Source organism: Neobacillus drentensis NBRC 102427, from assembly GCF_001591445.1.
Lineage (GTDB): Bacteria > Bacillota > Bacilli > Bacillales > Cytobacillaceae > Neobacillus > Neobacillus drentensis.
Genome location: NZ_BCUX01000035.1, coordinates 25,454 through 49,951, shown reverse-complemented (window position 1 = coordinate 49,951; position 24,498 = coordinate 25,454). Strand labels below are relative to the sequence as shown.

Annotated in this window: 24 protein-coding genes; 4 read left to right on the top strand and 20 right to left on the bottom strand. The window is 39.6% G+C overall.

All coding sequences use genetic code 11. From position 1 onward, the window contains the following. Window positions 1-58 precede the first annotated feature (58 nt). From BDR01S_RS16965 to hemY, 8 genes are all read right to left on the bottom strand, one after another. Entirely contained in the window at window positions 59-1,129 is a 1,071-nt protein-coding gene (locus BDR01S_RS16965; RefSeq protein ID WP_066250847.1) for a sulfate/molybdate ABC transporter ATP-binding protein, read from the bottom strand. A 1-nt stretch (window position 1,130) separates the two neighbouring features. Beyond that, complete coding sequence (gene cysW / locus BDR01S_RS16960) at window positions 1,131-2,018, bottom strand: sulfate ABC transporter permease subunit CysW (protein ID WP_066250845.1); 888 nt, start codon at window positions 2,016-2,018, stop codon at window positions 1,131-1,133. Between the two features lie 37 nt (window positions 2,019-2,055). Beyond that, window positions 2,056-2,889, bottom strand: coding sequence for a sulfate ABC transporter permease subunit CysT (cysT, locus tag BDR01S_RS16955; protein ID WP_066250842.1), 834 nt, complete (start codon window positions 2,887-2,889; stop codon window positions 2,056-2,058). A gap of 86 nt (window positions 2,890-2,975) precedes the next feature. Continuing rightward, a complete protein-coding gene (locus BDR01S_RS16950; RefSeq protein ID WP_066250839.1) occupies window positions 2,976-4,046 on the bottom strand; it encodes a sulfate ABC transporter substrate-binding protein in 1,071 nt (356 codons plus the stop codon). A gap of 28 nt (window positions 4,047-4,074) precedes the next feature. Beyond that, window positions 4,075-4,251: a YezD family protein gene (locus BDR01S_RS24985; RefSeq protein ID WP_066250838.1), complete on the bottom strand. Its 177-nt coding sequence runs from the start codon at window positions 4,249-4,251 to the stop codon at window positions 4,075-4,077. Between the two features lie 434 nt (window positions 4,252-4,685). Then, window positions 4,686-5,933 (bottom strand): cation:dicarboxylate symporter family transporter, encoded by a 1,248-nt coding sequence (locus BDR01S_RS16945; protein WP_066250834.1) that lies wholly within the window; start codon window positions 5,931-5,933, stop codon window positions 4,686-4,688. Between the two features lie 561 nt (window positions 5,934-6,494). Next, window positions 6,495-7,472 (bottom strand): 2-hydroxyacid dehydrogenase, encoded by a 978-nt coding sequence (locus BDR01S_RS16940; protein ID WP_066250831.1) that lies wholly within the window; start codon window positions 7,470-7,472, stop codon window positions 6,495-6,497. A gap of 159 nt (window positions 7,473-7,631) precedes the next feature. Continuing rightward, window positions 7,632-9,038 carry a protoporphyrinogen oxidase gene (gene hemY, locus BDR01S_RS16935; protein WP_066250828.1) on the bottom strand — a complete coding sequence of 469 codons (1,407 nt, stop codon included), beginning with the start codon at window positions 9,036-9,038 and terminating at the stop codon, window positions 7,632-7,634. A 264-nt stretch (window positions 9,039-9,302) separates the two neighbouring features. Between hemY and BDR01S_RS16930 the strand changes: the two genes are divergently transcribed. Beyond that, complete coding sequence (locus BDR01S_RS16930; protein WP_066250826.1) at window positions 9,303-10,112, top strand: alpha/beta fold hydrolase; 810 nt, start codon at window positions 9,303-9,305, stop codon at window positions 10,110-10,112. A gap of 221 nt (window positions 10,113-10,333) precedes the next feature. Here the strand turns inward: BDR01S_RS16930 and BDR01S_RS16925 are convergent, their stop codons facing one another. Continuing rightward, window positions 10,334-10,771 carry a DUF1801 domain-containing protein gene (locus BDR01S_RS16925; RefSeq protein ID WP_066250823.1) on the bottom strand — a complete coding sequence of 146 codons (438 nt, stop codon included), beginning with the start codon at window positions 10,769-10,771 and terminating at the stop codon, window positions 10,334-10,336. Between the two features lie 117 nt (window positions 10,772-10,888). Further along, on the bottom strand, window positions 10,889-11,077 hold the full coding sequence (locus tag BDR01S_RS16920; RefSeq protein WP_066250821.1) for a hypothetical protein: 189 nt from the start codon (window positions 11,075-11,077) through the stop codon (window positions 10,889-10,891). A 93-nt stretch (window positions 11,078-11,170) separates the two neighbouring features. Here BDR01S_RS16920 and BDR01S_RS16915 point away from each other — a divergent pair, with 93 nt between their 5' ends. Beyond that, window positions 11,171-11,815: an HAD-IA family hydrolase gene (locus BDR01S_RS16915; RefSeq protein ID WP_235846594.1), complete on the top strand. Its 645-nt coding sequence runs from the start codon at window positions 11,171-11,173 to the stop codon at window positions 11,813-11,815. A 123-nt stretch (window positions 11,816-11,938) separates the two neighbouring features. Next, window positions 11,939-12,220, top strand: a complete 282-nt coding sequence (locus tag BDR01S_RS16910) for a YggT family protein (RefSeq protein ID WP_066363263.1) — start codon at window positions 11,939-11,941, stop codon at window positions 12,218-12,220. A gap of 198 nt (window positions 12,221-12,418) precedes the next feature. On the opposite strand, the gene BDR01S_RS16905 is transcribed toward BDR01S_RS16910, so the two are convergent. The 5 genes from BDR01S_RS16905 to BDR01S_RS16885 all read right to left on the bottom strand — a co-directional run bounded on the left by BDR01S_RS16905 (window position 12,419) and on the right by BDR01S_RS16885 (window position 19,112). Next, window positions 12,419-13,420, bottom strand: a complete 1,002-nt coding sequence (locus BDR01S_RS16905) for a DUF3231 family protein (protein ID WP_066250815.1) — start codon at window positions 13,418-13,420, stop codon at window positions 12,419-12,421. 49 nt (window positions 13,421-13,469) lie between these two features. Further along, on the bottom strand, window positions 13,470-13,931 hold the full coding sequence (locus BDR01S_RS16900; RefSeq protein WP_066259668.1) for a hypothetical protein: 462 nt from the start codon (window positions 13,929-13,931) through the stop codon (window positions 13,470-13,472). A 247-nt stretch (window positions 13,932-14,178) separates the two neighbouring features. Then, the gene (locus BDR01S_RS16895) at window positions 14,179-17,382 is read right to left on the bottom strand and encodes a DEAD/DEAH box helicase (RefSeq protein ID WP_066250812.1); all 3,204 of its coding nucleotides are present in this window, start codon (window positions 17,380-17,382) and stop codon (window positions 14,179-14,181) included. 160 nt (window positions 17,383-17,542) lie between these two features. Beyond that, window positions 17,543-18,379, bottom strand: a complete 837-nt coding sequence (gene pgoN, locus BDR01S_RS16890) for a glyoxal/methylglyoxal reductase (RefSeq protein WP_066250809.1) — start codon at window positions 18,377-18,379, stop codon at window positions 17,543-17,545. Window positions 18,380-18,467: 88 nt separating this feature from the next. Further along, window positions 18,468-19,112, bottom strand: coding sequence for a bifunctional 4-hydroxy-2-oxoglutarate aldolase/2-dehydro-3-deoxy-phosphogluconate aldolase (locus BDR01S_RS16885; RefSeq protein WP_066250806.1), 645 nt, complete (start codon window positions 19,110-19,112; stop codon window positions 18,468-18,470). Window positions 19,113-19,284: 172 nt separating this feature from the next. Here BDR01S_RS16885 and BDR01S_RS16880 point away from each other — a divergent pair, with 172 nt between their 5' ends. After that, the gene (locus tag BDR01S_RS16880; protein WP_066250804.1) at window positions 19,285-20,064 is read left to right on the top strand and encodes an IclR family transcriptional regulator; all 780 of its coding nucleotides are present in this window, start codon (window positions 19,285-19,287) and stop codon (window positions 20,062-20,064) included. Between the two features lie 49 nt (window positions 20,065-20,113). Here BDR01S_RS16880 and BDR01S_RS16875 read toward each other — a convergent pair whose 3' ends face one another. The 5 genes from BDR01S_RS16875 to kduI all read right to left on the bottom strand — a co-directional run bounded on the left by BDR01S_RS16875 (window position 20,114) and on the right by kduI (window position 24,330). Next, window positions 20,114-21,064, bottom strand: a complete 951-nt coding sequence (locus tag BDR01S_RS16875) for a sugar kinase (protein WP_066250801.1) — start codon at window positions 21,062-21,064, stop codon at window positions 20,114-20,116. A gap of 66 nt (window positions 21,065-21,130) precedes the next feature. Next, window positions 21,131-22,129, bottom strand: coding sequence for a 2-keto-3-deoxygluconate transporter (gene kdgT / locus BDR01S_RS16870; protein ID WP_066250799.1), 999 nt, complete (start codon window positions 22,127-22,129; stop codon window positions 21,131-21,133). Window positions 22,130-22,175: 46 nt separating this feature from the next. Next, the gene (locus BDR01S_RS16865) at window positions 22,176-22,625 is read right to left on the bottom strand and encodes a NanQ anomerase/TabA/YiaL family protein (protein ID WP_066250795.1); all 450 of its coding nucleotides are present in this window, start codon (window positions 22,623-22,625) and stop codon (window positions 22,176-22,178) included. Window positions 22,626-22,655: 30 nt separating this feature from the next. Further along, window positions 22,656-23,432 carry a 2-dehydro-3-deoxy-D-gluconate 5-dehydrogenase KduD gene (gene kduD, locus BDR01S_RS16860; protein WP_066250793.1) on the bottom strand — a complete coding sequence of 259 codons (777 nt, stop codon included), beginning with the start codon at window positions 23,430-23,432 and terminating at the stop codon, window positions 22,656-22,658. A 67-nt stretch (window positions 23,433-23,499) separates the two neighbouring features. Next, window positions 23,500-24,330 carry a 5-dehydro-4-deoxy-D-glucuronate isomerase gene (kduI, locus tag BDR01S_RS16855; protein WP_066250790.1) on the bottom strand — a complete coding sequence of 277 codons (831 nt, stop codon included), beginning with the start codon at window positions 24,328-24,330 and terminating at the stop codon, window positions 23,500-23,502. Window positions 24,331-24,498: the final 168 nt, after the last annotated feature.

Genomic DNA, 24,498 nt, shown 5'->3' with positions numbered 1-24,498 from the left:
CTTGAATTCAAGCTCGTCTTTTAGGTGTGGTTTCCAATGGTGTCAGGCACCATTGGTTTTAAATTGAGTAATCCTCGGGTATAAAGACCTTTAGTTGTTTTGGTTTTACAAACACTTCTTCGCCTGTTTTTAGTTTAAGGTTTCGATATTGCTCTTTAGTTAATTCTACTTCTAGGTACTCGTCATTGTCTCTGCGAATCAGTTCGAGCTGTACGGCGGCTCCGACTAAATGAATGTAGTTAATTTTTGCAGAAACGGAATCTACGCTTCTTTTTCTTTCGATGCTTATATCATGCGGCCGAACGTAACCAACCGCCTCGGTATTCTCTGTCCCCAAGAATTCAGGAGCATCAACTACAAAATCACCCTGACGTAATTTCCCGCCATGAAGGCGCCCCTTAAACAAATTAACATTTCCTAAAAAGTGATATACAAACGGACTGTTTGGGTTTTCATAGACTTCCTCTGGCGTACCGATTTGCTCAATCTTTCCTTCATTCATCACAACCACTCGGTCGGCAACATCGAGCGCCTCCTCCTGGTCGTGTGTCACAAAAATACTCGTAATCTCATAATCATCATGGAGCTTTCTTAGCCATCGGCGAAGATCTTTCCGAACTTTGGCATCTAATGCGCCAAACGGTTCATCTAACAAGAGAACCTTTGGCTCAACAGCTAGTGCTCTTGCTAATGCCACGCGCTGCCGCTGACCCCCGGACAAATGGGATGGGTATCGGTCAGCAAAGGACTCTAGTTTTACTAGACTCAGTAATTCCATGACCTTTTCTTTTATCTCATTTTTGGAAGGACGCGTTTTTCTTGGCCGGACTTTTAATCCATACGCTACATTTTCAAAAACAGTCATATGACGGAACAAGGCATAATGCTGAAACACAAATCCTACTTTCCGTTCCTTTGTGCTGATATGAGTGATATCTTCTTTCCCAAACAGAATAGCTCCCTGATTAGCCTTTTCTAAGCCTGCGATGATTCTTAGCAGCGATGTCTTCCCGGAACCAGACGGACCAAGAAGCGCGATGAGCTCCCCTGTTTGAATATCAAAATTAATATCATCAAGGGCTTGGAAGTTTCCAAATGATTTTGAGATATTTTGAATTTGAATGCTCATTTTAATGTACTCCTTCTTCAGGTTCAAAAGACTTCTTGGCTTTCCATTCAATGATATTTTTGACGACCAAAGTGATAATGGCGAATAATGACATTAAGGAAGCAACCGCAAAAGCTGCCGAGAATTGATATTCATTGTATAAAATCTCAATATGGAGCGGCATCGTATTGGTCATACCCCGGATATGCCCTGACACAACCGAAACGGCTCCAAACTCCCCAATCGCTCGAGCACTACAGAGAATAATTCCATATAATAATCCCCATTTTATATTCGGCAGGGTCACCAAAAGGAAGGTCTTCCAACCGCTCGCTCCTAACGTCAACGATGCTTCCTCATCAGCCGTCCCCTGGGTCTGCATTAACGGGATTAGTTCCCGGGCAACAAAAGGCAGCGTCACTAAGAGTGTGGCCAGCGCGATTCCCGGTACAGCGAAGATAATTTTGACATTATGATCGATTAACCATTGTCCAAATAAGCCATGCGCACTAAATAATAGGACAAATACCAATCCGGCGATAACCGGCGAGATCGCAAATGGGAGGTCAATAATCGTAATCAACAGACTTTTTCCTTTAAAATTAAACTTAGTTACGGCCCAGGCCGCAGCAATACCAAAGATGGCATTGAGTGGTACAGTGATTAGAGTAATGATTAACGTTAACTTGATTGCAGATAAAGCATCTGGGTTGCTAATCGCTTCAAGAAAGACGGCGATCCCCTTATCAAAGGCTTTTATAAAAATGGCAACCAAGGGTAACACCAAAAACAAACCTAGAAACGCTAGTGCAAGTGTGATTAGTATCCAGCGCACGAGTCGCGGCTCAGAATTGCCGGCTGTCGTTTGAAGTGGTGGATTTGTAAATTGCAATGGAACATTTCCGGCCATATGTACCTCCTTCTGAACCAAATAGTTGAATTAAAAACTAAATAAATTTCCGATTTGTCCACCATTGTAAGATATTAATAATAAGCAGGATTGTGAAGGAAAAAATCAGCATAACTGCTGCAATAGCTGTTGCACCTGCGTAATCATATTGTTCCAACTTAGTCATGATTAACAGCGGGGTAATTTCTGTCTTCATCGGCATATTTCCGGCAATAAAGACTACCGACCCATATTCCCCAAGCGCACGAGCAAAGGCAAGCGCGAAACCGGTGAGTGCAGCCGGCAATAATTCAGGAAAAATAACTCTTATAAATGTTTGTAAACGGTTCGCTCCTAAACTTGCAGAGGCTTCTTCCATTTCTTTTTCCAAGCTTTGCAAAACGGGCTGCACGGTACGGACCACAAAAGGCAGACCGATAAACGTTAAGGCTAGTGTTATCCCGAGCGGAGTAAACGCCACCTTAAAGCTTAAAAACTGCCCAACCCAGCCATTTTCCGTATACAAAGTGGTTAATGCAATCCCGGCAATCGCTGTTGGTAGAGCGAACGGCAAATCAACCAGCCCATCTATGATTCGTCTGCCAGGAAACGGATAACGGACCAGCACCCATGCGATGAGTACACCGAAGATCACATTAATAGAGCCCGCTAAGAAGGCGGCACCAAAACTCAGTTTATAGGAGGCAACCACCCTTGGATCAGAAATCGTCCCCCAGATTTTCGACCATTCAACACTTACAGAATTAATAAAAATCATCGATAATGGCAGAATGACAAGGAGACTAATATAAAACATCGTAAATCCTAGCGAAAGGCCGAAGCCCGGCAGCACACTATTTCTTTTCATTTTCAAACCTGCTAAACGAGCCATGAGGTTGACCCCTTCCGGATAAGATACATGGAGGGCATCCCAAATTCCTTATAGTTCAGGACACCCATTACTAACTTTACAGCTTATTACGGCTGATAAATCTGATCAAACGTCCCGCCATCATTAAAGTGCGTCTCTTGTGCTTTTTTCCATCCGCCAAAATCTTTGTCAATTGTCACTAGATTAATTTTTGGAAACACATCTGCATACTTGTCAAGAATCGCTTGATTCCGTGGACGATAGTAATTTTTTGCGATAATCTCCTGACCTACATCACTGTATAAATAGTTCAAATAGGCCTCTGCTACCTCTCTGGTTCCCTTTTTATCGACGTTCTTATCCACCACGGCAACCGGTGGTTCGGCCAGAATACTAATCGATGGAACAACAATCTCAAACTTATCTTTGCCTAATTCATTAAGTGTCAAGAACGCCTCGTTCTCCCAGGCAATCAAGACATCACCAATGCCTCGTTCCACGAAAGTAGTGGTTGCCCCGCGTGCGCCCGAATCTAGAACTTCCACATTTTTATAAAGTTGGCTCATAAACTTCTTAATTTTCGTTTCATCACCATTATATTTATCCTTTGCATACGCCCAAGCTGCTAAGTAATTCCATCTAGCTCCGCCAGACGTCTTCGGGTTTGGGGTAATAACGGAAGTGCCCTTTTTCGTTAAATCGTCCCAATCCTTAATACCCTTTGGATTGCCCTTTTTAACAAGAAATACAATCGTCGACGTGTACGGAGTCGAGTTATCCTTCAGGTTCTTTTGCCAATCCTTCGAAAGTAAGCCGCCAAGATTGGCAATCTCATCAATGTCATATGCCAATGCCAGCGTCACAACATCTGCCTGAAGCCCATCAATAACAGCCCGCCCTTGTTTCCCTGAGCCGCCATGGGACTGTTGAATGGTCACCTTCTGGCCATTTTCCTTTTCCCAATACTTAGCGAATTCTCCATTAAACTCTTCATAAAGCTCCCGGGTAGGGTCATAGGAAACATTTAATAATTGAACAGGTTCTTTCGATTTTGCTGCCTCTTGTTTGGTTCCCCCATCCTTTTTCTTAGTTTCTTGATTACTAGACTGACTGCTGCACCCAGCTAGAATAAGGGCGATGAGCATAAGTACCGTTGTAAATTTATAAGCTAATTTCATTTGTCATTTCCTCCTTTTATTTAAAAAACTACTTATTCTTAGCATTATCTTTAGAAGTACTCTTTTTTAGTGCAAATCTAGTTTTCTCTGTTTTATCAATTTGGGTGATGGTGCCATCATGAACAGTAATGACTACAGAACCATACTCCAAACCCTTAAGTATCGATAGAATATAGTTTGCTTTTGTTTGATCCACGATTGCCATAATATCATCCTCTCTCAATCTCCTAATTTCACATAAGATTACTTGGTTTTATAGTAAAAAAAGACCTTATATCCCTACATAAACTTGAAGATACAACAATGTGGACTGCTCTTACTAATCGGAAATATCATAGTTAGTCCCCTTTCTAATAAAAAAAGCTTATACCCCTGATGAAAGAGTATAAGCCTTTGGTTTTCCAATCAGCTTAATATTTATTTAATTGTTTTCTTTGAATTATTTACATTTTATTCTGACTTTTCCTACCTGTCAAGTTGGTTTTGGAAATATTATTTCTATAACCTGGATTGTCGACATGGTCCTAGTACGCAGAACTTAAATTCATCAATAACAATTACTGACTTTATTTAACATTCAAAACCATTACATCGATGAAAAGGACATCTCCCATTTCGGAGATGCCCTTTTTCAAAATATTAAGCTGCCTTTTGTTCCTGATAATCTTTAAGCTCATGGCCTTCCCATTTGGTAATAACAATGGCAGCCAAAGAGTTTCCGACAATGTTTACACAAGTACGTGCCATATCAAGAATCCGGTCAATACCAGCAATAAATGCTAGTCCTTCTACAGGGATTCCCACGCTTCCTAATGTAGCAAGCAATACAACAAACGATACACCCGGTACACCAGCAATACCCTTAGAAGTTAACATCAATACAAGAACTAATGTGATTTGATGTCCAATACTCATATGAATTCCATACATTTGCGCAATAAACAATGCGGCAATCGCTTGGTAAAGCGTCGAGCCATCCAGATTAAAGGAATATCCCGTTGGAATAACAAACGATGTAATCGACTTTGGACAGCCCAGTTTCTCCATTTTTTCCATAAGTTTCGGAAGTACTGTTTCTGAACTTGCTGTCGTGTATCCTAATATTAATTCATCTTTTAAATATTTAATGAGATTGATAATGTTAAATCCTACAATTTTTGCTACTAATCCTAGGACAACTAGAATGAAGAAAAACATTGATCCGTATACAACAAGGACTAGTTTTCCAAGTGGAATTAATGAGGTGATGCCAAACTTCGAAACCGTCACACCAATTAACGCAAACACACCGAATGGTGCTACTTTCATGATTTGATTTGTGACATAGAACATCGCATCGGCCGTTCCCCTGAAGAAATTGATAATTGGTATCCCTTTCTCTCCAATCGCCGCCAATCCAAGTCCAAACATAACAGAAAAGAAAATAATCGGAAGCATTTCCCCGTTTGCCATGGACTGAATGATATTCGTAGGAACAATATTCACAACCGTGTCAATCATAGAATGGGACTCTGTATGTTGCGCTGTCTCAACATAACTGTTTATATCTGTTTTGGTAAGTTTCGATTTATCTACGCCATCACCTGGTTGGAACACGTTAGCTGCCAGTAATCCGACAACAATCGCAATCGTGGTAATGATTTCAAAATAGAGCAGTGTTTTTCCGCCCAATTTCCCTAATGACTTCATATCACCAGCGCCTGCAACACCTACAATCAGGCTGGAGATAACGATAGGAACAACGATCATTTTAATTAAGCGAATAAATATATCGCCAATTGGCTGGAGGTAGGTTGCCACATGCGGATTACCGTAAAAAACCGCCCCGACAATAATACCGAGTGCCAAACCAATGAATATCTGCCATGCTAAACTAATCTTTTTCATTTGCATTTCCCCTTTTTTTAATATAATAAAAGTTGATTACATAGAGGTACCAACTAGGAAGTACAACTTTTTTATTGTCCAGCTTCAGACCAGACTCTGCTGAACAAAGCGACCTTGCTTTTTTAATAAAATGATATTTACTCTTTTACAATAATGATTAGCTTATTTAAGTTTAATTTGTTTTCGCTCTCTTAACAATCATTTTTTATTTGGCAATTACTCTCATTCTAACCTTCTTAATTTTCAGAATCCATATCTACCAATGCTTCAACCTCAATTTTTTCTATATAATTCACACAACCATTTCAAGTATTTACCTTCACAAAATGTACACATTCGCACCAAAGGAAAAGAGTGTCAGGCACCACACGTGGACATTTGTCCACGTGTGGTGCCTGACACTCTACATTATTAACGCTTACAGAGAATAATTTTTATATAACGTTTTATTATTCTGCTATTTCGATTTCGATTTTTTTAATGTAAAGTAATTTTTTTTGTCTTCTGAAACATCCTCATCTGTAATAAATAGATCAATTTCATCTGGTCGCGCAAAGGTTGCTATTGAGCTTTTATTAAGAAAACCGGGGTAATTGGTTCATTCCCTTTTAATACATTTATCATATTATCAGCAGCTAGATGAGCCATTCGCATTCTTGTTTTGACACTAGCACTGCCAATATGAGGCAAGGTTACAACATTTGGCAGAGTGAGTAATGGATGATCAACTGGTACCGGTTCTTGTTCAAATACATCTAAACCGGCTGCCCAAATCTCACCCTCCTTCAATGCATGAAATAGAGCATCCTCATCAACAAGCCCTCCTCGACCCGAGTTAATAAGAATAGCATCGTTTTTCATAAGGGATAGCTCTTCTTTCCCAATTAAGTGATGTGCCTCCGGACTATATGGAAGTAGCAAGCAGACGTAATCCGATTGCTCTAGCAAATCCTTTAGCTCAACATAGTGGATTCCCAGTTCTTGTTCTTTCTCGAGTTTTCGTGTCCGATTATGATAAAGAACCTTCATATCAAAGCCCTTCGCCCGCTTGACCAATGCCTCGCCAATTCTTCCTAATCCAATAATCCCCATGGTTGCACCATAAATATCCTGTCCAGTTAGCTGCATCATCGACCAAGAACCCCATTCTCCACGACGCAAGTAATCGGAAGCTTCCACAACTCTTCTTGCAGTTGCCATTAAAAGAGCAAATGTTAAATCAGCCGTCGTTTCAGTTAGAACACCAGGCGTGTTGGTAACAATAATATCTCTCTTTGCTGCCGCTTCAATATCGATATTGTTATAGCCCACTGCTACATTACTAATCACCTTTAAATTCTGCGCTTTCGTTATAACCTCTTCATCAATCATTTCTGTAAATAGACAAATGAGACCGTCTACATCTTCTATCTCTTTTAATAATACTTCCTTCGGAACCGGGATATCTTCTTCTTCCCACATTCTCACATCGAAATCTCCAGAAAGTTTATCAATAATTTCATTTGGGAGCATCCTTGTAATATAAATTTTCGGTTTCAATTTGTTCTCCGCCCTTTGATAAATTAATATAGTTAGCTCTTTCTCATGCCCATGCCTTGAAGAAAATTTACCTCTCTATTATAACTTCTAACCATTTTAGAAGAAAAACTTTCATAAAAAATAGAGTAGGAATTTCGGATCCCTACTCCAACGTATAAACTACTTCAGGAACTCCAATACCTTCTTAACTGCTGCTTCCCCTTGGTCAATGCAGTCCGGGATACCCACACCTTCATAGGAACCTCCAGCTAAAAATACTCCTGGCAGCTCCTTAGTAAGTGATTCCTTGACGCTTTTCATCCGTTCAATATGACCAACATTATATTGTGGCATCGCCTGCTTCCATCGTGTAACAACATGAAACAGCGGCTTTTCGGTTATGTTCATCGTTTTATTTAAATCCCGTAATGCAATATTTATAATTTCTTCATCAGATAAATCAACGGCCGCTTGATCATTTGGTTTACCAACATAACTGCGTAATAATGCCATGTCCTTTGGAGTCGTCCCCGGCCATTTTTTATGCGTCCATGTGCAGGCAGTAATTCTAAAGTCACTGTTTCTTGAAACTAAAAAGCCTGTTCCCTCAATATCTTGTTTAATTGCCGACTTTGGAAAGGCCATCGCAACGTTGGCTACTGAAAAAGAAGTCATTTCTTCGAATTTTTTCATGAACGAATACTCAGAAAGCATTTTTTTGGCATGAAAATGTTCAGTCGCGATGACCACACTGTCCGCCTGTTCAACTGTTCCATTGGCTAAGGTAATCGTATAACGGCTTTGATCTTTCACTATCTTTTCAACCGGTGTTCCTTTGCTGACAGTTCCTTCGTCCAACCGCTTAACGACTTCATCAATTAACGTTTCCAAACCGGTTGATAAGGAGATAAACATTCCTTTTTTGGAAGGTTCCTTTTTAGCCGATTTAGGTGGGGTTGGCATCGTTTTCTTCAAGCCGAGTACAAGGCTTCGATGTTTTTGCTCCATGTGATAAAACATCGGAAACAATGACATTAAGCTTAAGCGGTCAATGTCCCCGGCATAAATGCCAGACAATAAAGGGTCGATTAAGTTATCTACTATTTCATCGCCAAGCCTTCTTCTGAAAAATTCACCGAGCGATTGATCTGCCTTTTCTTTTCCTTTTGGTAAAATAAAATCACCAGCCGCTCGTAGTTTTCCGAGTGGGGAAAAGAGTCCAGACAGCGCAAATGGTGTAACTTGGGTTGGGATTCCCATGAAAGCTCCTTCAGGCATCGAGTGGATTTTGCCTCTAGCATAAATATAGGACTTCCCGGCTGTATTGGCGACTACCTTGTCTTCAAGACCCACTTCTTTAATTAATTTAAGTGCACTCGCTTTGCGTGCCAAAATGGAATCTGGACCTTTTTCAATAATAAAGCCGTCCTTTTTCACGGTGTTGATGACACCGCCAAAACGATTACTCGCTTCAATTAGTTTCACTTCAAAGGGCAGAGATTTCTCCTTGATTTCCTTTTGCAAGTAGTAAGCTGTAGCTAAACCTGTGATTCCTCCACCTATAATGACAACTTTCTTTTTCTCCATTTCAGTAACCAGCTCCAATTAAATATTTTCAGAAAACATTCGTTGATGAATGAAAGTTAGTTTGTTCATAATTTCACATATATATATTTTTATTTAGGAGAGTGCTACCATTCTCCTACATTTATCATTTTAAACTATTAAATGAAGAAAAAGTGGAAATTTTCGACTTGTAATTAAATGTTCATTAATGTATTAGCCTAGCTATCCATGAATAGCTTTATTGTAAATGGACTTTTCCATACCTTTAGAAAGGGGGGATAGCAATTGGGGTATTATATTAAAGTAGCACCTGAAGTGAATATATATGTTGAGGATATTAATCGCAAGAGTAGTAAGACCATTCTCTTTGTCCATGGATGGCCTGCAAACCATAAATTATTTGAATATCAGTTTAATGTCCTTCCTGCCATGGGGTATCGGTGTATTGGAATTGACTTAAGGGGATTTGGAAAGTCTGATAAACCGTGGGAAGGTTATTCCTATAACAGACTGGCCGACGATATTCGCCAAATCATTAAAGCACTTCGATTACAGAATTTCACGCTTGCAGGTCATTCTGTTGGCGGTGCAATTGCCATCAGGTATATGGGGCGTCATAACGGCTACGGGGTCACGAAATTAGCTCTTTTTGGTGCGGCAGCTCCTAGTTTTATCAAGCGGCCCGGATTTCCCTTTGGTTTAGAAGCGAAGGATGTTAATGCCATGCTGACGCAGATTTATAATGATCGTCCGAAAATGCTTGCTGACTTAACCAATATGTTCTTTCATCAAGCTCTCACGAAACCTTTCTCAGACTGGTTCTTTCAATTAGGTCTTGAAGCCGCGGGGCATTCGACAGCTAGCTTGTTGACTTCTTTAAGAGATGAGACCTTATTCGCTGATATAAAAAAGATCCGAGTGCCCACCTTGATTCTTCAAGGTCAACATGATCAGATTTGTTTGCCGCCATTGGCTTCCGTCCTTCGTCAGGGAATCACAAACTCTAAGCTTGTCTGGTTCGAACACAGCGGCCATGGCTTGTTCTGGGAAGAACAGAAGAAATTCACAAATGAATTAGCTAATTTTATTGGGTAAAATATTGCTTCCCAACAGCAGCGGAAAGCGAAATGCCTTCGGCCGCTCAGGAGGGAGGCTCTTTCTTACCCAACTATGGGAATTAGAAGGCTTACGGTAATTAAGAGCGCTTCTTTCTTACCCAACTACGGAAATTAGAAGGCTCGCGGTAACTTAGAGCACCTCTTTCTTACCCTACTATGGAATTTAGAAGGCTTACGGTAATTAAGAGCGCTTCTTTCTTACTCACTGCTTTTCGAATTTAGATATTTTTTTTGCAAAAATTCAACTGATTGGGTAATTAGCTCTTTTAGTACATTGACATCTATATCTGCTATCTTATTAATGTAGACGCACCCTTTTCCAGTGGTGTGTTTCCCAAAGTATTTAAGCAATTCGTCACGCTTGGTTTCTCCTGGTGCAAAATATAAACTAATTTTTGCTTTTCGGGGCGAAAAGCCAACCAAAGGGGCATCCCCTTCATGACCCGATTCATACTTATAATGATAGGAACCGAATCCAATAATACTTGGCCCCCACATCTTTGCCTCGTATCCAGTCGTTTCAGTAAAAACATCGATTAATTTATAAGCATCCTCACGTTTTTTCGGATTCTCAACATTTTCAATAAACTCAATCACACTATGATCCGTTTCTTTTGTTTTTTGCTGATAGCTCATTAAATCTCCCCCCTATTCTTTATATTAGACGCTTAAATTCATTATAGGCAAAATGAACAAATTATTTACAAAAACAACTAGTTTTCATAGAAAAAACATAAATAAAGGAGAGTATCATTACTCTCCTTCGTTTACCACAACTTTATACCCGTTTTGTTGCGGTCCATCCTCATATACTTCCTTGCTGACTATGTAATAGTTTTCCCCGGTTTGGTCTGTAATGACCATTTCACTCGGACTTTTGTCGACTGCGGCTGCTTCTAAGCTAAAATATGGTAACCCCAGTACAGAGTTATCAAATGCCATGGTTATCCCCCATTTCTATCCTTTAACATGTGCATTACTTATGAAAAGTATAACAAATTTTAGCCATTGATGGGACCTGCTGGTTTCTTTTTTATGCAATCTTGTGGTAATCTCATTAAATATAAAATCATGCTGTTACTGAAAAGAGGGATTATTATTTACATACTATGGGATTTCGACGGAACACTTTTTGATACCTATCCGGCACTTGTCGAGGGATTCATCAAATTAAGTCAGCAAGACCTTGATCGGACAGAGGTCCTGAGCTGGTTAAAAAAAGATTCAAAAACAGCCTTTAAACATTATGGAATTGATGAAAAACGAAGAGAAGAATACCAGTCCTTACATAACTTCTATTCAAAAACAGAAAGCAAGCCCTTTGAGCATCTTGAGGAAGCTTTATCTTCTGTTGAAAACAATATTATTGTGACACATCGCGATAAGGAATCCACTATATTTCTTCTTAAGAAATACAACTTAGCAAAATACTTTCGAGACATTGTCTCGGTTGAGGAACAAGGATTTACAAGAAAGCCTCATAGTTCTTCCTATGAATATGTTTTAAAAAGTTACCCGATTGATTTGGTCGTCGGAGATCGTGACTTAGATTTAATTCCTGCTCGTAAATTAACTATTAAAACGGTTGCCTTTCAAAATCGAAATATTGAGGCTGATTTTCATATCGACAGTTATGCAGATTTTATCCCAGAGGTCCTTAACCTCCTTCACCAAAAATAGGATACATCCGTTGTTAGAAAAAAGTTCGTTCATCTATTGAAACCTTTTTGGATGTTAATCGTATGAATACATAGGTATAATAGTTATTACGTTAAAAAAATTAAAATAGAATGGAAGATCATATTGGGCTCTACTATTTTTCAAATTGGACAGTATGCTTTTGATGCATATTATTGGTTAATTTTAATATCTATTTTCGGTTCTTGGTTTCCTAAATTTCAATCATCTAAGGTTGGTTTATGGATTTCCAAGGTTGTCGAACCTTATTTAGGATTGTTTAGACGATTTATCCCGCCTCTTGGTCCAATTGATTTTTCACCGATTATCGCATTATTCGCCTTTAAATTTATTAGGCAATTTGCGTTATTAGGTCTCAGCCAATCGTTGAATATCATCGGAGCTTAAATACGAAATGCGCTGGCGCTCTATTCAGCGGTGTATGAGTCGAAGTCTATACCTGCTTATCATATAAAGTTTGTGAAAAAGTGTACCTAAGCTAACGATGCAGTTTAGTATAAGAAGGAATAGATGTTTTATAAGTAAAATAATAAAGCTCTCCTAAATCGTAAGGAGAGCTTTATTATTTCAGTAATCGCATCTTGATTATTTAGTTAAAGCGTTCCTATCCTGCATTTGAGGTGGTTCTTCAAGCCAACCATTTTTCGTCATAAGTTTTCCACCCTCTTGCCCATAAGTTAATATGTCTTTTGCTTCATTAATCATTTTTAATGGGAGGTCACTTCGTAAACTAAATGCTGTTCCTAATGCATTACTTCCTAAACCAAAGCTACAAAACATGCTGGTACAATACATCATCAGTTTATCTGAAAAAGGAGCTACTTTTGAGTCTGTTGCATTTGCCCCCCATGTTGAAGGTGGTTGAATATCACTTTGAAGAAATACTTGCGTATTATCAGTCACAATTTTTTTAGCTAATTCTTTTCCTTTTACGAAGTATTTTTTTACTTCGGGTTCATTTGCCACTTGTGCGAACCCCGTTATCAATTGCATGCCAATAATATTTGATTCAATTGCGTGATATAAATGTGCTACTTCAACTGTATTTAATGCACGTTTTTCAGAAAACAAGTTAAAACCACTCATATAATTCTTTCCCTCTACAAACTTAACAGACTTTGGCATAGTTACAGCAGGAGGACGTGATAAAACGTCTTTCTCTTGCAAATAGTCCACACATTCAACGTAACCACTTTGGGTAAACTCAGTTAATTGTTTATAAAGAAGAATGATATCTTTGCGATATGACATATTTAGATGAAGTGTATGTAATCCCATGCTTATTTCTTGAAGAAGACGAAGAAACATAATATCAAACATGTTGTCATACAGCTTCGGTACGCCAGTATTAACATCTTGCTCTGTAAATCCGACAGGAATAACAGCACCTTCATTTTTTAAGATAGCTTTTATATCTTCAATACAGTTAATAATTTTCATATGAGTATTTTGCATAATTTCTTTAGCTTGATTGTCATCTGCTTGTTCTATAAAATATTCAAGCATTCTTTGTATCATTGTTTTTTCTTGATAGGTCATCCACAATGTTCCTAATTCACTTGAACTTAAAGCCTGTTTTTGAGTCATCATATAATCCTCCATTTTTCATATTTACTACCAATAATAAGCACTTTCATTAAAATTTAAATCGTATTAACAGACACTTTATAAAATTCCCAACCAATAATCCTGGAATTAAAGACAAAATTGGAAGCCACACAGGTCCAAGTAAAATTTGTCCTAATTTAAATGAAGGAGAGTAAATAAGGCCAATTGTTACAAAATAAGCCCCAAATACAAAAGGAAGATATGAATAAGGGGGAGTTTCTTCTTCGGTATCTTTATAAGCATCCCACATAGCAAACATATATAGACAGGGGTAGAACATTAGCCATTGGTAATTTGTTGCTTCGATTGCTTCCCTAATATTCCCTTGAAAGCTATATAATATCACCATGTTAAAATGACTATTAACATTAACGAGCAACTCCAAGAAAATAAAAATGATACCTTTAACATATTTTCTGTTTAACAACTGAGTAAAGCCTGGGAGAGCAATACTCCACAGAATAGCTTCTAACTTATCAGTCATAGTCATATTATCCTTATAATTAGTATTAAATTTAATATTTACTACAAGAGAAATAATATTCTTCAACTAAAAAGATGCTTTGGTTCAATATGCCTTCGAAATTATTACGTTGTGTAGCCTAAGTTCATAGGAACTGGGTCATTTTTTATAAGCAAAAAGCACCGCATTAGCGGTGCTTTTTGCTATGCATTTAGCTGTTAATTAGCGTTTTGTGATAGGAAACGGAACCCATTCTGACATGCAGCTCCTTTTCTTATATCATCAAAATCTCCCGAATATCCTCTTCCGTTAAGGTCGATAGGACTTTTTCATCTGAATCAATAACTTCTTCGATGAGGTGTCGCTTTTTATCTTGCAGTTCATTCATTTTTTCTTCGATCGTCCCACGAGCAACCAGCTTGATGACCTGGACGACATTTTGCTGCCCCATCCGGTGGGCGCGATCGGCTGCCTGCTCCTCGACAGCTGGATTCCACCATGTGTCATATAAAATGACTGTATCCGCACTCATCAAATTAAGACCGGTCCCGCCTGCTTTCAAGGAAATAAGGAACAAATCCCGTTCACCACGATTAAACCGATTGCAGATTTCGACGCGTTCTTCTGATGGAGTTTGCCCATCCAGGTAAAAGAATGGCAACCTTCTCGCAGTTAACGCACGGCCAATCAGCTCAAGCATTTTTGTAAACTGAGAAAAAATCAACACCCTTCTACCAGAAAGCTTTGATTCTTCGATAATCTGTAAGAGTTGTTCAAATTTTGCCGATTTCCCTTGATAACCATCAACAAACAAGCCTGGATGACAGCAAATCTGCCGCAGACGAGTCAGACCTGCAAGAATTTTGATTCGATTTTTCCGAATCGTATCCTTGTCCAAATTCTTAAACGTATCATGTCTCAGCTTCGCTAAATAAGCAGCATACAGCTTCTTTTGTTCAGGAAGCAGCTCCACCGATTCCAGCGATTCCAATTTCTCTGGAAGCTCAGCAAGAACATCCTCCTTCAACCTGCGTAGTAAAAAGGGACGGATTCTCCGGACAATATTTTTCCTAGAAAGTTTACTGAATTCCTTCAACCCAAGGAAAAGTTCAGGAAAAACAACATGGAAAATCGACCATAGTTCCTCCAAGGCATTTTCCACCGGTGTGCCCGTAAGCGCAAAGCGATGATTGGCCCGTAATTTCTTAACTGCTCGGGCGGTTTGCGTCAACGGATTTTTAAAGGCTTGCGCTTCATCAAAAAACACCGTATGAAACGTTTGCTTTTCAAACCAGCTAATCTCACGGCGTAATAACGGGTAAGAGATGAGCAATACATCGGCATCCGTCTGTTTATTCAGCAGGTTGGTCCGCTCTGCTTTCGTTCCATCAATAACAATCGCCTTTATCTGGGGCGCAAATTTCCTGATCTCACTTAGCCAGTTATACGTCAAGGAAGACGGACATACCACAAGAATTGGCTGGTTATTTTTACGGACATCAGACTGTACTGACACGATAAATGCGATGCTTTGAATGGTTTTTCCGAGTCCCATATCATCGGCTAATATGCCACCGAAACCATAGTAGGCCAATGTCTTCATCCATTTAAACCCATGCTTTTGATAGTCTTTAAGCGTCGCTTCTATACTGGCTGGCACCTCGAACTCCAGCTTGCCGGGATCTTTAAGGTGAGCTAGGAACTGCCGAAAGGATTCTTCTAGCTTGAACGCATCACTAATCTCAACGGTATCAAGAAGTTGCAAGCTTTGTTCAATCGGTAAATCCAAACCGCTGGCGAGATCCTTATTCTTAGCAAGCGGGGAGTATAGAAAACGCTGGATTTCATTGAACTCTCTTGTCTGAAGTGAGAGGAGCGACCCATTCGGCAAACGATAATATTTCCGTTTTTCCTCTAAAGCTGCCAACACTTCACGGATTTGTCTTTCAGGGATGCCATCCATTTCAAATTTAAATTCGAGCCAGTTGGTACGCTCCTTTTTGACACGGACCCTCACCTGCGGCCGAAAATTCTCTCTCGAAATTCGATTTCGGACAGCAGTTGTTGCATAGATTCGAACGAGCCTTTGGAGCTTTGGCACAATGTAAGCTAAAAACTCATATTCTAGTTCTTCATTATGGAGATAATATCCTCCGTCGGTCTTCGCAAATGAGCTATCTTCAAAGAGCTGAAGGATTTCCTCTTCCTTTTCCACATCCCGAATCACCAATGAGCCTGCGGGGGGATCTCGATTCTCCAATGGATTAATGACCCAATTTTCATAGTGAAATTCGAGCCCGGCAAGCAAGCGATTTTTTACACGATCCAGGTAAAGTTTAGCTACTAGGGGGGTGTTCAGCAATTGCTTCGAGATTTCTTCAGCTATGTTCACTTGCCCTAGCTTTTTCAGCCCTGGCGCCACTTTTTCCAGGAAAAAGCGAATTTGCTCTTGCGGAATCGGAATTTGCTTGGTTCCTGAAGCATCTAACATCTTTTTGAGGTCGGAAAGACGTTGATAGTCCTGCACCTCCAGCTGTTTTAATTTCCCTTCAAAGAGAACCGTATGATAGGCCTCTAGGAAAATCATCCGATCGAGGTTTTTAACCGTCAGTTGAAAGCTGTTTTCCTCCCCTTTTGTAAAGTCAAACTTTAGTGGCAGTGACTCAGTCGATAAATGAAGTCCCGAAAAGGATTGTCCCTCATACTCCAACGTTACCAATGGTACCCTAATTAGCAGCGGAAGCAGCCGCTCCCAAGAGGAGGATGGAATGAACAGCAGCTGCTGTTCATTGGTGTCAGGCACCGCATCCATATCCACATCCCGATAAACCTTTTCATCCCGAAGGACTTGGATGAGTTGCTCGATTACGCTGTTGGTTTCTTTTTGAAAGCATTGCAGCTTGGGATCGTATGTGAATGAACTGGATATTGAGTATGTCTGTCCTAGACTAACTCGCTCCAAAAACATACGGATGTTTTGGATAGGGGTTGACGCGAGTGTCATGGTGATAGCGAAAAGGTATCTTCCCATGCCGACATCCACTGGTTTACAGGTAAACTCGATATCAAGGACTATTCTTTTTTCAAAGTGAAGTTGATGGCCGCTTGATTGGATTGGCTGATCAGAAAAGAGGTGGAGTAGCCCTTCCGTCAGTTCTTGATTGGCTGAATTTGAAACGGTTGGTCTGCTGCCTTGGCGTTGATGCTCGCAAACGGCTATTAATACAGCGGCAATATGCTGACAATCCTTTGAGAAAGAGGCAAGCTTTGGGCAGGTGCATTCCGTTCGAATCTGATGATTGGCACCTGTTTCGATCGTGACATGGAAATCCTCGTCACCTATGACTGTTGCTTGACAACGATGAGGAAGGTATAGCTCAAAAGTCACTTTTTTCGATTGATAAAAATAATCTCCTCGTTTGAAGGAGACAGTGCCACACATTTCTTGGATGAGCTTATGATTTAACAGGATGTTCAAGTGCCGTTCTCCTTCCTGAGGCAAATTCGTTTGGAATTGCTCCATTAAGATATTGAACATTATAGCATATTTACTTTTTTTCCTTTGTTTTGAAAAAGAGAAAAAACGTCTGTCCTTCGGGAACGAAAAGGGCAGACGTTTTGCAATTTGAACTCTTAAGTTAGAAGCCGGCACTCATTGTATCAGGATGGGATCCTGCACGGCTATCTTGATTTAATCCATCGATTTTCTCCATATCCTCAGCAGATAATTCAAAATCAAAAATATTTGCATTTTCAATAATACGATGCTCTTTGATTGATTTAGGAATCGTAACCACACCATGTTGCAGATCCCAGCGCAGGATTACTTGAGCAACGGATTTATTATATTTATGAGCCAAATCCTCAAGAACTGGTTCACTGAGAAGCTGGCCTTGTTTTAAAGGCGACCAAGCCTCCAGTTGAATGCCTTCATTTTTACAGAAAGCAAGCAGCTCTTTTTGGGTTAAATGTGGATGGAATTCCACCTGGTTGACCATTGGTTTAATCTCTGCAGAACTGAGTAAATCTTCTAAATGGTGAACCAAGAAGTTACTTACGCCAATTGCGCGCACGCGTCCGTCTTTATATAGCTTTTCAAAAGCCTTCCATGTCTCTTTATATTTATCTTTACCTGGCCAGTGAATTAAATAAAGGTCCAAGTAATCAAGTCCTAGCTTGTTCATGCTTGTTTCGAATGCTGCTAAGGTTGATTCATATCCTTGCTCGGAGTTCCAAAGCTTTGTCGTAATAAATAAATCTTCACGGGGAACACCGGATTCTTTAATGGCTTGACCAACGCCTTCTTCATTACCATAAATAGCCGCTGTATCAATGCTTATGTATCCATTTTTTATGGCAGCCTTTACAGACTGGATAACCTCTTCACCTTCAGTTACTTTAAAAACGCCTAACCCCATCCATGGCATTTTTACTCCATTGCTTAATGTAGTTGTGTCTTTTAAATTTGTTGGCATCCGTAATTCCTCCTTATTATATTACTCTTACCAAAGACTAAAATGTCTTTGGTAAGATACTTGAAACCTTAAACTTGTGTAAGGCCTATCATCCTCGAGCGGCTTTGACCTTTTCGACATATTGTTTCGCAAAGGCAGTAATTTGGTCAAATTCTCCAGTTTTAGCCGGCGCTACTAGATTACCACCTACACCGACAGCCACACAACCATTTTTAATCCATTGTTCAATATTATCCAAATCAACACCGCCAGTAGGCATAATATTTACTTGCGGCAGTGGAGCTTTTACTGCTTTGATAAAATCCGGACCAAATGCACTCCCGGGGAACAGCTTCACGATATCAACTCCAGCCTCTAAGGCACGTTTCATTTCGGTGATTGTCATGCAGCCTGGCATATATGGTATTTGATAGAGGTTACAAAGTGTTGCTGTATCTTGGTCAAAGGTTGGACTTACAACAAACTGCGCACCCGCCAAAATCGCAATTCGAGCTGTAGTTGCATCCAGAACTGTTCCTGCTCCAATAACCACCTCGTTATTATTTTGATAAACATTGGCTAATTCTTTAATAACTTCATCTGCGCCATTTACCGTGAAAGTCACTTCAATCCCTTGAATACCACCCTTTACACAGGCTTCCGAAATATTTATTGCCTCTTCCTTCGAGTCTGCCCTTACAACGGCAACGACTCCACATTCTGCAATTTTCGTTAACGTATTAATTTTTTTCATCCTATTGGTCACTTCTTTCTTTCAATTATTTTTTGAAAAATTATTTTTAAATAGTTTTGATTTGCATTAAAAATTTACAAAAGATTTACAAAAGATTTCTCATACCGTATCATGTAGTAGAACAGTGTTTCAAAAATGTAAAATGAAAACTATTAAAAAGAGGTAGAAAACGATGTCTAATGTTCAATCACTTGAAAGAGCTCTCACTATATTAAACAAGCTTTCTGAATATCCAGATGGCATCCAAATAACACGGCTTTCGGAGCAGATTGGACTAACCAAAGGTACCCTTCATAGACTGTTAGCTACGTTATCGAATATGAATTATGTTACAAAAGATGAAGAAACTGACAAATATAAACTTGGATTACAAGTCCTCTTTCTTTCTAGAAATCTTTTAAATAACACCGATGTTGTAACTGTTTCAAAACCCTTTTTAGAAAAATTATCACGAGAAGTCAACGAAACCGTTCATTTATGCACCGAGGACCGTGGTGAAGTGGTCTATATCGATAAAATTGAAAGTTCACAAACCGTTCGCATGTATTCCCGCATTGGCAGCCGAGCTCCCATGTATTGTACAGGAGTAGGAAAAATATTACTTTCAGGTATGACTCAAGAAGAGGCAAACGAAATCATTTCAAATATGAGCTTCATTCCTAAGACGCCATCCACGATCACTTCTAAAGAAGATTTATTAGAAGAAATTGAAAAAGTTAAAAGCCAAGGCTATGCATTAGATAACGTCGAGAATGAAGAATTTTTAAGATGTATTGCTGCTCCAATCTTTGATCATAAAGGAAAGATTATTGCTAGCTTTAGTATTTCTGGCCCAATAAATCGAATAACGATGGAAGTGATCAACGATACTTTAATTGAAAAAATGAAACAGTATAGTTTGGTCATCTCTAGAAATTTAGGTTACAGCGGTTCCATTGAAATACAAAAGTAAAGAAAACCATAAAATGGTTTTTCTTTACTTTTTTTCATTTCGCCATGTGTTAAAGCTTGACCAAAGAGTCTTCTATAAAAGCAGCCAAACTGTCTCTATCCGGTAATCCGTCGTTATCCCCTGGTGACATAACAGCAAGTGCACCAATTGCTGCTCCCCGTTTTACTGCTTCCTTGATCGGCATTCCTTCCAATATTCCGCTGACCACTCCGACAGCAAACCCATCACCAGCACCGACCGTGTCAACCACTTTTTCTACACGGAAACCCTCGGTGTAGAATTGCTCGCCTTCGGAGCTTGTGAACGCACCCTTTGCCCCGAGCTTGATTACGACCGTTTTTACCCCAGCCGCGTGATAGTAATCAGCAATTTCTTGAACGTCCTGTTTACCTGTTAAAAGCTTCCCTTCTTCGATGCCGGGAAGAACAATATCGGCACGACAAGCCAGGTCATTAATGACTTGAGCCATCTCTTGTTTGTCTGGCCAAAGACCCGGGCGCAAGTTAGGATCATAAGAGATTTGCACACCTCTCGCCCGTGCCTCTTTCATCAGTTCATAGACCATCTCACGGCAACCGGCCGATAATGCTGGGGGAATCCCTGTTAAATGAATATGGTCAAAGCCATCCCAATTTAAGTTAGCGATTGTTTCCAAATCCATATGGGAAGCAGCAGAATTCTTTCTTGCCGAAAATACTTCTGGATCACCGCTTACGACCCTTTCCTTCCACTGCATACCTGTTAAATAGTTCACATCATAGGTCACATACGTGGTATCAATTGCATTTTGCTTAAGAAATTTTTCGATATTTTTTCCAAATGGGTCCATTCCCAATTTGGTTATATACGTAACTGGATGTCCTAAACGAGACATACCGATGGAGAAGTTGACCTCGGCACCTGCCACAAAACGGTCAAAACGCCCTACGTTTTCCAATGAACCTTCTTGTTCCGCTACAAACAGTGCCATCGGTTCTCCCACAGTAATAATTCTACTCATAGTGATCGATCCTCCTATTAATGGAAAGAGAGACATATGATGAATATGTCTCCCTTGATTTTATTATCAAGCAGTTGCTTTATGTTCTTCATGTCCACTCGGTCCGTGCTCTTTGTTTTTCTTTTTCATGTAATTAGAGTAATAGGCTGTCAATATAGGAACCAATATCGAAGTTACAATTACTGACGTTGCCACCATAGCAGTAGCAGATTGAGCGGCATTAAGAAGTTCCGGTTTCATTTCGGCAATAAGCATTGGGTTTGCTACTGCAGCCCCAGCTGTACTTGATGCAGCTAGTCCTGCTGTACCATTCCCTTTTCCGATAAATTTATCAGCTAGTATTAATGGAACACCTGTAATAATGATTACGAAAACACCTAGTAATATACCACTAAGGCCCGTTTTTCCAATGACTGCCAAGTCAATCGTGTTCCCTAAAGCAAAACCAAAGAATGGAATCATTGTTTCTGTTGCCCTACTGAAGAATTCACGTAAATCAGGATCAAGGTTACCAAGAGCAAAACCAATTAGGAATGGTAATACTGCTCCAACAAACGCTTGCGGTTCAAACACAGCAACTCCCGTACTACCTAAAATCAACATCGTTACTAACGGACCTGATTCAAGGGACATTAAGACGAATGCACCCGCATCTTCTTTTGAACCGTATTGCTGCATAATAGAAGCATAAAGACCACCATTGGTCATATCCATTGCAGCTACTAGAGCAAGAACTGTAAATCCAGCAAATATACCTGTTTGTATTCCATCAACTGGTAAGAATTGCATCGCAATCGAGGCAACAATCCATGCAACCGCTATCTTTGTTATGACAAGTGTTCCTGACTTTAATAAAACCTTACCTGATGCTTTAATATTGATACTTGCCCCCATACAGAAAAACCATACTGCTAAAATTGGAACTGTACCCGATATCAATCCATTCGTAAATCCCCCGAAATATTCACCTGCACCGGGAGTAAAAGTATGGACAAGTGCTCCTAGCAATAAAGGAACCAGCATTAAACCGCCAGGGATTTTTTTAATTGACTTCATAATATTCATTGTTAAATACCTACCTTTCAAGTCTACATAAGTATTTTTATCAAAATTAAATGGCTACCTTGAGGACAACTTTTCTAACCTTTTGTGCTTCTTCAGCGATAACTCCAGCCATATGTGAATCTTCAGGAAAACAGATCATGACATCTCCAGGGTTCATGGTAATAACAGAATTTACTTTGCCTTCAAAAAAGATGGCATCCTTCTCTGCGTTGTATGCTTCTATTACTCTCTGATTCTCAATATGGTCAACAGCAATGTTTTCTTTACCTTCTAAAATAAAGTGAAAGTCTAGATATTTTTGGTGCGCTTCCCAAAAGCAATCTTCTGCCTCTTTTGTTTCATATTCGTTCAAGAAAAAGAACAAATCTTCATTAATTTCATGACGTCCTGCAGTAGCTTGAGAAAAATCAGCTTCTTTTAAGAAAAGTAATTGTGATTGCAATTTTTCAGCTACAGTATTGCTTTCGACTAAGTCATTTAATCTGCCAATAATCAACGAGATCAAATCCTTCCGGGTGAAATGGTATTAGCGTGCTAACCAACCGCCATCAACTGCGAGAATATGACCATTCATGTAGTCGGAGGCTTGACTAGATAAGAAGACTACTACTCCCATTAGATCAGCAGGATTTGCCCAGCGTCCAGCAGGGATCCGGGAAAGAATTTCTTCACTGCGTCCTTCATCGGCACGAATTGGAGCTGTATTTGCTGTTGCAACGTAGCCCGGTGCAATCGCATTGATTTGAACATTATATTGACCTAATTCATTGGCAAAGGCTTTGGTAAGACCTGCTACTGCACTCTTACTTGCTGTGTATGGAGGAACAAATTTACCACCTTGGAAAGATAACATCGAACAGATATTGATGATTTTTCCGCTTTCTTGCTCAACCATTACTTTGGCAACAGCTTGGCTCAGAAGGTAAACAGCGTTTAAGTTAATTTCCATTACCGCGTTCCAGTCTTCCTCTTTATACTCGAGTAATGGGCTGCGGCGGATCGTTCCGGCATTATTCACTAAAATATCAATTTTCCCATAAACGCTTAGACATGTATCAACAATCGTTTGTAAGTTTTCTCTTTTTGTTAAGTCTGCTTGGTGGAAATATACTTTTCTTCCGGTTTCTTCGATCAGCTCTCGTGTTTCATCCCATGTGCTATCATAAGAAACAATAAATAAATCGGCTCCCGCTTTAGCTAGTGCAACCGCATATCCTTGACCAAGACCTGTATTTCCTCCTGTCACGATCGCAACCTTATCTGTTAACTTAAAAAAATCTAATGAAAAATCTCTTAAACTCATTTTATATGCACCTCTTCGTTAATATTTTTCTTTCCATTTAGCTGCCTACATGGTACACGCTTACAAATTATCTCAATTGGTCCATGGTTACTTGATCCATGTCATTGTAGGTTTTATTTTCTCCAGCCATTGCCCAGATAAAAGTATAATTGCTAGTTGCTCCGCCACAATGGATCGACCATGGTGGAGAAATAACTGCTTGTTCGTTCTTCATCACAAGATGACGAGTTTCGGTTGGTTCACCCATCATATGGAACATTCTTGCATTTTCATCTAAATCAATGTATAGGTAAACTTCCATTCGACGGTTGTGCGTATGTGTTGGCATCGAGTTCCAAACGCTTCCCGTATTTAATTGCGTCAGACCCATAACCACTTGGCAGCTTTGGATACCTTCTTTATGAATCATGCGGCGAATCACTCGATCATTTGCATTTTCAAGCGTTCCTAATCGTTCACCCTCAATATCCTTAAACGCTACGTGTTGGACCGGATACTCTTTATGCGCTGGCGCTGAGAATAGATAGTACTTTGCTGGACTTACGGTTGATTCACTTTTGAAAAGCAATTCTCTTTTCCCTAATCCCACATACAAGCAATCTTTGTTTTCCATATCATAAGTCTTACCATCGACAGTGATTTTCCCAGTTCCACCTACATTGAAAATCCCCACTTCTCTTCTTTCTAAGAAGTAATCTGCTTTAATTTCGTCATAGCCCTTTAATGAAACCGTCTCTCCCATAGGGGTGATGCCGCCAACGATGGCGCGGTCTTCCATTGTATAGACGAGCTTAATTTCACCTGGTAGGAATAACTCTTCGATTAGATAATGCTTACGAAGTTCTTCTGTTGTAAATGTTTTTGCATAATCTGGGTGTGTTGAGTACCTTGTTTCCACAATATACATCTCCTTATATTTAACTGCTATCCGTTTTCTTTTTTGTTCCACATCGTGGTACGTTGTTTCATAATTTAATTATAGCGGTTTCATTTTAGAAATGTCCACTCATATTTGACAAAAAGGTGAAACTTATTTTTGGTTTGAGGCTTCTTCCCCTTTAAGGCC

Bases quoted from the DNA above. Each gene is read 5' to 3' on its own strand.
- BDR01S_RS16885 (WP_066250806.1), bottom strand. From the start codon at position 19,112: ATGAAAAAAATTAATACGTTAACGAAAATTGCAGAATGTGGAGTCGTT.
- hemY (WP_066250828.1), bottom strand. From the start codon at position 9,038: ATGGAGAAAAAGAAAGTTGTCATTATAGGTGGAGGAATCACAGGTTTA.
- kdgT (WP_066250799.1), bottom strand. From the start codon at position 22,129: ATGAATATTATGAAGTCAATTAAAAAAATCCCTGGCGGTTTAATGCTG.
- BDR01S_RS16965 (WP_066250847.1), bottom strand. From the start codon at position 1,129: ATGAGCATTCAAATTCAAAATATCTCAAAATCATTTGGAAACTTCCAA.
- BDR01S_RS16925 (WP_066250823.1), bottom strand. From the start codon at position 10,771: ATGAGCTATCAGCAAAAAACAAAAGAAACGGATCATAGTGTGATTGAG.
- cysT (WP_066250842.1), bottom strand. From the start codon at position 2,889: ATGGCTCGTTTAGCAGGTTTGAAAATGAAAAGAAATAGTGTGCTGCCG.
- BDR01S_RS16905 (WP_066250815.1), bottom strand. From the start codon at position 13,420: ATGACTCAAAAACAGGCTTTAAGTTCAAGTGAATTAGGAACATTGTGG.
- cysW (WP_066250845.1), bottom strand. From the start codon at position 2,018: ATGGCCGGAAATGTTCCATTGCAATTTACAAATCCACCACTTCAAACG.
- BDR01S_RS24985 (WP_066250838.1), bottom strand. From the start codon at position 4,251: ATGGCAATCGTGGATCAAACAAAAGCAAACTATATTCTATCGATACTT.
- pgoN (WP_066250809.1), bottom strand. From the start codon at position 18,379: ATGCCAACAAATTTAAAAGACACAACTACATTAAGCAATGGAGTAAAA.
- BDR01S_RS16950 (WP_066250839.1), bottom strand. From the start codon at position 4,046: ATGAAATTAGCTTATAAATTTACAACGGTACTTATGCTCATCGCCCTT.
- kduD (WP_066250793.1), bottom strand. From the start codon at position 23,432: ATGAGTTTAAGAGATTTTTCATTAGATTTTTTTAAGTTAACAGATAAG.
- BDR01S_RS16880 (WP_066250804.1), top strand. From the start codon at position 19,285: ATGTCTAATGTTCAATCACTTGAAAGAGCTCTCACTATATTAAACAAG.
- BDR01S_RS16915 (WP_235846594.1), top strand. From the start codon at position 11,171: ATGCAATCTTGTGGTAATCTCATTAAATATAAAATCATGCTGTTACTG.
- BDR01S_RS16875 (WP_066250801.1), bottom strand. From the start codon at position 21,064: ATGAGTAGAATTATTACTGTGGGAGAACCGATGGCACTGTTTGTAGCG.
- BDR01S_RS16900 (WP_066259668.1), bottom strand. From the start codon at position 13,931: ATGACTATGACTGATAAGTTAGAAGCTATTCTGTGGAGTATTGCTCTC.
- BDR01S_RS16920 (WP_066250821.1), bottom strand. From the start codon at position 11,077: ATGGCATTTGATAACTCTGTACTGGGGTTACCATATTTTAGCTTAGAA.
- BDR01S_RS16945 (WP_066250834.1), bottom strand. From the start codon at position 5,933: ATGAAAAAGATTAGTTTAGCATGGCAGATATTCATTGGTTTGGCACTC.